The 8,914-nt window shown below is 68.3% G+C and carries 7 protein-coding genes; 6 read left to right on the forward strand and 1 reads right to left on the reverse strand.

The window, feature by feature from the left end; genetic code table 11:
• Positions 1-104: 104 nt before the first annotated feature.
• Entirely contained in the window at positions 105-1,283 is a 1,179-nt protein-coding gene (locus M0R80_29485) for a CDP-alcohol phosphatidyltransferase family protein (protein ID MCK9463772.1), read from the reverse strand.
• A 152-nt stretch (positions 1,284-1,435) separates the two neighbouring features.
• On the opposite strand from M0R80_29485, the gene M0R80_29490 reads away from it, so the two are divergent.
• The 6 genes from M0R80_29490 (at position 1,436) to M0R80_29515 (ending at position 8,695) form a co-directional block, all read left to right on the forward strand.
• Complete coding sequence (locus M0R80_29490; GenBank protein MCK9463773.1) at positions 1,436-2,623, forward strand: hypothetical protein; 1,188 nt, start codon at positions 1,436-1,438, stop codon at positions 2,621-2,623.
• 106 nt (positions 2,624-2,729) lie between these two features.
• Complete coding sequence (locus tag M0R80_29495) at positions 2,730-3,623, forward strand: hypothetical protein (GenBank protein ID MCK9463774.1); 894 nt, start codon at positions 2,730-2,732, stop codon at positions 3,621-3,623.
• A 1-nt stretch (position 3,624) separates the two neighbouring features.
• A complete protein-coding gene (locus M0R80_29500) occupies positions 3,625-5,142 on the forward strand; it encodes a S41 family peptidase (GenBank protein MCK9463775.1) in 1,518 nt (505 codons plus the stop codon).
• 10 nt (positions 5,143-5,152) lie between these two features.
• A complete protein-coding gene (locus M0R80_29505) occupies positions 5,153-5,605 on the forward strand; it encodes a hypothetical protein (protein MCK9463776.1) in 453 nt (150 codons plus the stop codon).
• 79 nt (positions 5,606-5,684) lie between these two features.
• Positions 5,685-7,190 (forward strand): VWA domain-containing protein, encoded by a 1,506-nt coding sequence (locus M0R80_29510; protein MCK9463777.1) that lies wholly within the window; start codon positions 5,685-5,687, stop codon positions 7,188-7,190.
• Complete coding sequence (locus M0R80_29515) at positions 7,187-8,695, forward strand: thrombospondin type 3 repeat-containing protein (protein MCK9463778.1); 1,509 nt, start codon at positions 7,187-7,189, stop codon at positions 8,693-8,695. The genes M0R80_29510 and M0R80_29515 overlap by 4 nt, the downstream gene beginning before the upstream one ends.
• Positions 8,696-8,914 lie beyond the last annotated feature (219 nt).

Genomic DNA, 8,914 nt, shown 5'->3' on the forward strand with positions numbered 1-8,914 from the left:
CGAGTGGCGGCGCTGTAGACGACCCCGGCCTCGAACCTGCGGATGCGGCAAGACACGTCACTGAATCGGACGTTTCGGGAAAAGGTTGCCGGAAATCGACGTCCCTACCTCGGCAGCGGGACGCCCCGGCGCTCCATCTCGCGCAGTCGGAGCTCGTTCAGCGTGAGCCCCGCTGCCAAGATGATCGTGCCGCCCGCGATGAGCCCGAACGACACGAGAGGCAGCTGCGCCGCGGCGATCACCGCGGTGACGAACACGAAGGTGTCGCGCTTGGTCATCGTATGGACGAACCGGGTGAACTTGCCCCAGGCGCCGCGCGGCTGGCCGCCGGTGACGGCGTTCGGCATGGCGAGCAGGTCGCCCGTGCCCATCCGCAGGATGCGCTGGTACTGGATGCCGGACGCGTAGCACTGCAGGGCGAAGAAGAACGCGCCGACGGCGTACAGCCACGGCCAGCCGTGGACGCGCGCGCCGCCGACAGCGAGGCCCAGGCAGAACAAGTAATTCGTGAGATCGTCACCGATCGTGTCGAGCCATTGCCCGGAGTAGGAGAACCTGTAGGTGAGCCGCGCGATCTCGCCGTCGCAGCCGTCGAGCACCGACTGGGTCTGGAACAGGAGGCCCGCGATCACGAGCGCCCACCACGGCTCGGCGATCGCCGCGAAGACGCCCGAGAGCGCGCCGAACGCCATGATCGCGACGGTCACCGCGTTGGGCCGCACGCCGGTGCGCACGAGGAACCGTGAGATGAAGAGCGAGATCTTCCGGTTCAGGTGGCGCGACACGAAGCCGTCGACCGGCTTCTTGAGGGACTCGAGGAGGTGCCTCTCCGCGGCGCGCGCCTTCCCTCGGTCCACGACGCGCAGGGCGTAACCGCGACCCTTGCCCTCGCGGACGCTGTCGCCGAGGCGGCCGAGCCACGCGTCCGGATCCGCGAGCACCTCCTCCGCGCCCGCCGCATCCACGACGCGGATGGGCAGATCGGGCGGAATGGCTTCGGGCTCGGCGAGCAGCCGCCTATCGAATACGAGATCCGCCGGCAGCACGACGTACCGCGCAGCGGGATCGAGCGCCTCGCCCTCCGCCTCGAAGAGCTCGATCTCTGCGCGATCCGAGCTCGGGCGCGCGCCGGGGCCGGTGAGCAGGGCGCGCTCCACGAAGGAGAACGACAGCGCGAGGAGGAGCCGCTCGCCCACGGTGAGCCCGGCGAGGCGCCTGCCGACCGTCGCGGCGGGCGGCCCGGCGGGGCAGATGATGATCGCGGTCTGGGTCTGGGTGCTCATGCGGTCGCTCGGCGGGCAACCTAGCGGCTCGCGCGCCCCGCGTCAACGGCGAGCGGGGGTGAAAAAACACACGTCCCGAACGCGAACACTGCGGCACAGGGGAGAGAAAGGGTCTATGCTCGGCGCACGGCTCGCCGAAAGCGAGGAGTATCATGGAAAGAGCGAAGGTTCTGGCGGTTCGTTTTGTGCTTCTGTTCGCGATCGTGCTGGTCTCGTGCTCGAGCAACAAGGTGAGCGGCACGATCGACGGCGGATCCGGGACCGACGGCGACACGGATGTCGACGGCGACTCCGATTCCGACTCCGATTCCGACACCTTCGACGAGTGCGCGTCGGTCTCCGAGGAGGCGCACAGCGGCTACGCCCCGGCGGACATCATTTTCGTGATCGACAACACGCCGAGCATGGAGGACGAGATCGCCGAGGTTCGGGCCAACATGAACGCGTTCTCGCAAACCATCATCGATTTCGGGATCGACGCGCACGTCATCGTGATCTCATGCCTGCCCGGGGAGTGCGGCAACTCGGGCGGCGGTAGCACGAACTACGGCATCTGTATCGATCCTCCGCTCGGGGCGGTCGATGGCTGCCAGGCGATCGACGGAGAGGAGGAGCTCGTCACGAACGACGACAACCCGCCCGTCTATACCCACGTCAGCACCCGCGTGCCGAGCGTCAAGGACCTCGAGTGGATCCTGGACAACTACCCCGACTACTCGTCCGCGCTTCGGCCGGGCGCGCAGAAGCACATCGTCGTCGTTTCCGACGACACGGACGAGACGACCTCCACGGCTTTCGACGCCGCGCTGCTCGCGCTCGATCCGCCGACGTTCGCGGGGTACAAGTTCCACGGCATCTTCTCGTACATGAGCAAGGAGGAGGGCTGCGCCGCGGACCCCGTGGACGAGTGCTGCGAGTTCGCCGCGCCGGGCGGCGAGGGCGTCCCCTACGCGGAGCTCGTCGCGCTGACCGGCGGGGTGTCCGGGGATCTGTGCCTCCAGGACTTGGACGGCGTGTTCGCGGCGGTGGCGACCTCGGTCACGGAGAACGCGGTGCTCAGCTGCGAATGGGAGATCCCCGCCCCCCCCGAGGACATGGAGTTCGATCCGGAGATGGTGAACGTCGTGTACGACGACGGACTCGGCGGCACCCAGACCATAGGCCACGTCGACTCCGCGGAGGACTGCGCCGACGTGGAGCACGGCTGGTACTACGACGATCCGGAGAACCCGCAGTGGATCTACGTCTGCCCCCAGACGTGCGACTTCATCCAGGGGAACGAAGGCTCCAGCATCGTCATCGAGTTCGGCTGCGAGACCGAATACGCGGACCCCGTCTGATCTCCGAAGACGCCCTGGCAGGTGAGCCCAGTCCCCAATTTCCCGGCACACGGTTTGCAGTCGGGTGTTATTGTCGATCTCCATTTGCACCAGAGGAGCGGAATTGATGACGACCAAACTCATCTGGGCCGTGGCGTTCGCAGCCGCGGCCGCCCTGGCGCTCGGGTTCGCCGGTTGCGACGACGACGGGAGCGGGGGATCGCCCGACGCGGGCGACGCCGGGGACACGGAGACTGAGTGGGAGAGCCCGATCGACGGCTCGGTGTGGGGCGATACCGAGGAGGAGGAGGAGATCGAGCCCGAGTGCGAGTGCTCGGATCCGCTCTGCGGCATCGAGTACACGTGCTACCCGGGCGAGAAGGACTGCCTGTGCGGCACCGTGTGCGACAACGCGGTGTACGCCGCGCAGGGGTGGGGACCGTACCTCCAGGACTACCGGTGTTACGAGCCGTGCGACGGCGGCGGGACGTGCGCGCGCGCGGGCGACGTCTGCACCGATCTCGCGCCCGTGGGCGGCCCGGAGCTCTGCCTCCCGCGGATCCACGCCGAGTCCGGCGCGTTCGAGATCAAGGTGACCCCGGGCGGATCGGACTGGTCGATCGTCGACACGGCGCAGGTCGACGTCCAGCTTCTCGTCGGCGGCGAGGAGCGGCACCTCGTCATGGCGTTCGCAACGGAGAACGGCCCGCCGCCGATGATCGAGCTCGTGTTCCTGGAGCCGGGCGTGGGCGACTACTACTACCTCGACGTGTACGTTTTCGAGGAGTTCTGGGCGCCGGGCACGGTGGAGCTGACGACCGGCGGGACCTACGAGATGGATGCGCGGCTCTACCGCCTTTCCGACGACATGTGGATCGCCGGGCAGGGGCTCACCGGGACGATCGAGCTCGTCGAGACCACGGAGCCCGAGCTGTGCGACGGCCCGGGTTGCCCGAAGACGGTCGTCGGATCCATGAGCCTCGAGCTCTACGGCCTCGAGGCTGAATTCACGGAGTACTGAGATGCGCGAGCTCACCGTAAAGGCTCTTGCGGCCCTCTCTCTTTCCGCTCTCTCGCTCGCCCTCGTTGCGTGCGATCCCGAGAAGGTGACCGTTTTTCCCGCCGACGGGGGCGCGGATGCGGGCGATCCGTTCGATCTGCCGGGGCCGCCGTTCTCGGAGCAGGTGGACGAGTACTGGGGCGACGCGCCGGACGAGGAGACGCGCCTCGCGATCTTCGACGCGCTCTGGCAGAACCTCGCGGACACGTACGCGTGCTTCTCGGTGCTCGACGTGGACTGGGACGAGGTGCGCGCGCGGTACCGCGACGAGGTCGGCGCGGCCGAGGGGTACGGCCGCTTCTACCAGCTCCTCTCGTGGATGAACGCCGAGCTCGAGGACGGCCACACGAGCTTCTCGAGCGCCGGCATCTGCGGGACGCCGCTCGCGCTCCGGCCGCCGTTCTTCCGGACCGATCAGTGGTCGAGCGCCATCGGCGCGTGCGTGACGCAGACCGACAGCGGCGAGCTGCTCGTCTACCGCGCGGCGGACGACAACCCCGCCGGGCTCGCGCCGGGCGACGTGATCGTCGGCTACGACGACACGCCGTGGGCCGAGCTGCTCGAGGAGATCGACTCGTGGGAGCTGCCCCTGTGCGGCAGCGTCGGCTCCGCGGATCAGGTCATGGAGTGGTCCCGCCTGACGTCCGTCACCGCGAACCCGCACCTCTTCGCGCGGCTCGACGTGCGTCGCCACGGCGCGGGCGCGATCGAGTCGATCCCCACCACGGCGCTGCTCGAGTACGAGCCGCGGCTCGCGTGCACGGATCAGCTGCCGGTCCCGGGCGTCGAGTTCCCGTGGGTGACCGACGAGGAGGGCGCCGAGGCCTCCACGGACGCGTCGTGGGGCGTGATCGAGGGGACGAACGTCGGCTACATCTACATGTACAGCCAGTACCTCGTGTGGCTCGATCTCCCGGACGCGCTCACGGAGCTCGCGGGCACGGACGGCCTGATCATCGACCAGCGCTACAACCACGGCGGCTGGCCGAGCCCGGACGCGTTCGATCTCCTGTTCGACCACACGGTCGAGAACCTCTGGAACTGCGCGGAGCGTGATCCCGGGGCGGACGACTACACGACGCTCGCGCCCGACGATCACGACTGGTACTTCATCGAGGGGGATCCCGAGAACGCGTACGCCGGGCCGATCGCGGTGCTCCAGGGCCCGCACGCGGTCTCGGGCGGCGATCTCTTCCCGTACGCCATGAGCAAGAGCGCGAGCGTCCGCAGGTTCGGCCGCATCACGCACGGCAGCTACGGCTGCAGGTACGACTTCTGGGATCTCGATCCCTTCATCGACGATCTGCGCTCGACCTACACCGGCTGCATGTTCCTGGACGAGGATCTCGCCGCCATGCAGAAGTGGGAGAATCACCCGGACGTGGAGACGTGGCTCACGGAGGACGGGGTGGCGAACGGCGAGGACACGGTCGTATCGGCCGCGCTCGCGTGGCTCGAAGAGCAGGGCGCCGCGAAGTAGGGAGGGCGTGATGCGATCGACTTGCCGGTGGATGGCGCTCACGGCGTGTCTCGCGGCCGCGTGCGCGGACGCGGCGAAGGATCCGGGGCCGTTCGACATCGACGGCTGGATCGGGCAGTGCGAGGATCGGTGCGAGCAGCAGTCGTCGTGCGAGCCCGAGGAGTTCCTCTTCTACCACGGCGACATGGACAACTGCCTGCGCGACTGCCCGTACTACCTCGAGCGCGACGAGAACCTCGCGTTCGTCGAGGAGACGCCCGACGCCTGCCTCGAGGCGCTCTACGCGCAGGTGAAGTGCGTGTTCCACATGTCGTGCGACGATCTCGATTCGTGGGACGTGGACAACTCGCACTCCCACTGCGGGGAGGAGACGACCGCCGCCGAGGAGGCGTGCGCGGGGATCGACGTCGGGGGCTTCCTGCAGGATTGCGGCTGGCCGCAGGATCACGACACGGATCTTTGAGCGAATCTCTTCCCCTTTTCCGGGGTATAATCGTCCTGTTCGACGATCATGACCGCGGCCTACGGCACGGGAGGGGAACATGTGCCTCGGATGGATGACGATTCGCCTCGCGCTCGTCGGGTGCCTCGCGCTCGCGGCGTCGGCGTTTTCTTGTCAAAGGACCAGCGCGTTCGATCTCCCGCCGGACGGCGGAACGGACACGGACGCGGACACCGACGTGGACACGGACGCGGATTCGGACACGGATCCGGACTCGTTCGTCGACTCGGACGGCGATCACCTCTCGGACGCGTACGAGGAGGAGCACGGCACGGATCCGGACGATCCGGACTCGGACGACGACGGCTACACCGACTACGTCGAGGAGATCGCGGGCACGGATCCGCTCGATCCCGACTCGAACCCGGGCGCCGAGGGGTGGTTCTACTTCCTGATGCCGTACCTCGGGAACCCGGATCCAGACCTCGGCACGCTCGTGTTCGCGACCAAGGTGAAGGTCGCGGACGTGTTCCTGCTCATGGACACGACCGGCAGCATGGGCGGCGAGATCTCGAACCTGAAGAGCACGCTGAGCGGCGCGATCATCCCCGCGCTCCAGGAGACGATCGTCGACGTCCGGTTCGGCGTGGGCTCCTTCGACGACTACCCGGTTTCGCCTTACGGCGACTCCTCGTCCGGCGACACCGTGTTCTCCATCCTCCAGACGATGACCGCGAGCGTCTCGGACGCGCAGGTCGCCGTGGACCAGCTCGTGACGCACTTCGGCGCCGACGGGCCCGAGAGCCAGGTGCCGGCGCTCTGGTCGATCGCCACCGGGCTCGGGCTCGGCGAGTACCTCCCGGATCAGACCAGCTGCATCGCGGGCGGCTACGGCTACCCGTGCTTCCGGCCCGGCGCCATGCCGATAGTCGTCCTGATGACCGACGCGCCGTTCCACAACGGGCCGGCCGGCGCCAACCCCTACGGCGCCGAGCTCCTCCTCGAGCCGCCGAGCTACACCGACGTCGTTGCCGCGCTCGACACGATCCACGCCAAGGTGCTGCCGGTTTTCAGCTCGGAGGGCGACGGCACGGTGGGACTGTCGCATTGCGAGGACATCGCGCTCGACACCGGCGCGGTGCTCGACGACGAGCCGCTCGTATTCGAGATCGGCGGCGACGGCACCGGTCTCGACACGGCGATCGTCGACGCGGTGGACACGCTCGTCACCGCGGTGCCGATGGACATCTCGGCCGAGACGCGGGACGACACGGCCGACGCCTTCGACGCGACGCAGCTCATCGATCACGTCGCCCCGAACCCTGCGGGCGGGATCGCGGATCCGATGGACCCGACGCTGATCTGCGTGGGCGGGCTGCCGACCGAGAACATCGACGACGACCCCGAGCAGGACGTGTTCCCGTCGGTCGAGCCCGGGCTGCCCGTGTGCTTCGACATCACGCCGATCCAGCAGAACATCGTCGCGCCGTCGTCGGGCGTGACGCAGGTCTTCCGCGCGTACGTCGACGTGATCGGCGCCGGCACGTCCGTGCTCGACACGCGCGAGGTGTACTTCGTCGTGCCGCCGGAGGAACCGCTGCCGTGAGAACCGCAACCTCGCCCAAGCTCTTCGTCCTCGTCCTCGCGTTCGCGCTCGCCGGCTGCGGCATGAAGACCATGCCCTGGTGGAACGTCGACGGCGGCGCCGCCGACGCGGACTCGGACGCCGACTCGGATACGGACGTCGACGCCGACGTGGATTCCGATTCGGACACCGATCCGGGGTCGTACGCCGACGACGACGGCGACTACCTGTCGGACGCGTTCGAGGAGGAGCTCGGCACGGATCCGGAGGATCCGGACTCGGACGGCGACGGCTGCCCGGACTTCGTCGAGTGGTTCGCGGGCACGGATCCGCTCGATCCGGACTCGAACCCCGCCGCCGAGGGGCACTCCTACTTCCTCATCCCGTACGAGGAGGCCACGGTCCCCGACGAGGACACGTTCGTCTTCGCGACCGAGATCCGGCTCGCGGACGTCTTCTTCGCCATGGACACGACCGGGAGCATGAACGGCGAGATCTCGAACCTGAAGGGCACGCTGACGAGCACGATCGTGCCCGGGCTGCAGGCGGCCATCGACAGCGTCTGGTTCGGAGTGGGGTTCTTCGACGACTACCCGGTGAGCCCCTACGGCACCGCCGCGACCGACTCGGTGTTCGGGCTGCTCCAGGCGATGACGCCGAACGTCGCCACGGCGCAGGACGGCGTCGACGCGCTCGCGCTGCACGGCGGCAACGACTGGGCTGAGGGGCAGGTGCCCGCGCTCTGGGCGATCGCGACCGGCGAGGGGCTCGGCGGCTTCCTCGACCCGCAGACCGGATGCCCGCCCGGCCGCTACGGCTACCCGTGCTTCCGGCCCGGCGCGATGCCGATCGTGATCCTGATGACCGACGCGCCGTTCCACAACGGCCCCGGCGGCTACGATCCGTACGGCAGCGACGTCAGCCCGACGGCGCCGACCTACCTCGAGGCGGTGGAGGCGCTCGGTGAGCTCCACGCGCGGGTCATCACGGTGTACAGCGGGCCCGTCGAGGTGGATGGGCAGACGCACTGCGAGGCGCTCTCGCTCGACACCGGCGCCGCGGTGGACGGCGAGCCGCTCATGTTCCCGATCGCCTCGACCGGCGCGGGGCTCGACGAGGCGATCGTCGGCGCGGTGGACGAGCTCGTCACGGCGGTGCCGCTCGACATCTCGACGTTTGCGCGGGACTACGAAAGCGACACGGTGGACGCGGCGGCGCTCATCGTGCGGGTCGTGCCGAACACCGAGGGCGGCTTGGCGGATCCTCAGGACCCGACCGTGATCTGCGTCGGCGGGCTCGACACGGAGAACAATGACGGCGATCCGGAGGACGACGTGTTCACCGACGTCTTCCCGGGCACGCCCGTGTGCTTCGACATCGTCCCCATCGCCCAGAACGAGACGATCCCCGAGCAGTTGGAACCGCAGCTCTATCCCGCGTTCGTCGACGTGTACGGCGCCGAGACGGTGCTGCTCGACACGCGCGAGGTGTTCTTCATCGTGCCGCCGACCGTGCCGGTGAATTGAGCCGCGAGCGATGCGCGATAGGATCGGGGATCGGGGGTCAGGACCCATCACTTGTCACATGCTATCAATCCGTTGCACCTCTATATGACATGTGATGGGTCTTGGTGCGACCGAGCACTGTCGGTCCGTTGGGATGGAAGGAGGCGATAACTTCCTGAAATTCGGATGAGTCGTCCAGCGGGTGCGAAACCCGTCCGGTCAAAGCCGAGCCCGGCGGGC

Source organism: Pseudomonadota bacterium (assembly GCA_023229365.1).
Taxonomy (GTDB): Bacteria; Myxococcota_A; Polyangia; order JAAYKL01; family JAAYKL01; genus JALNZK01.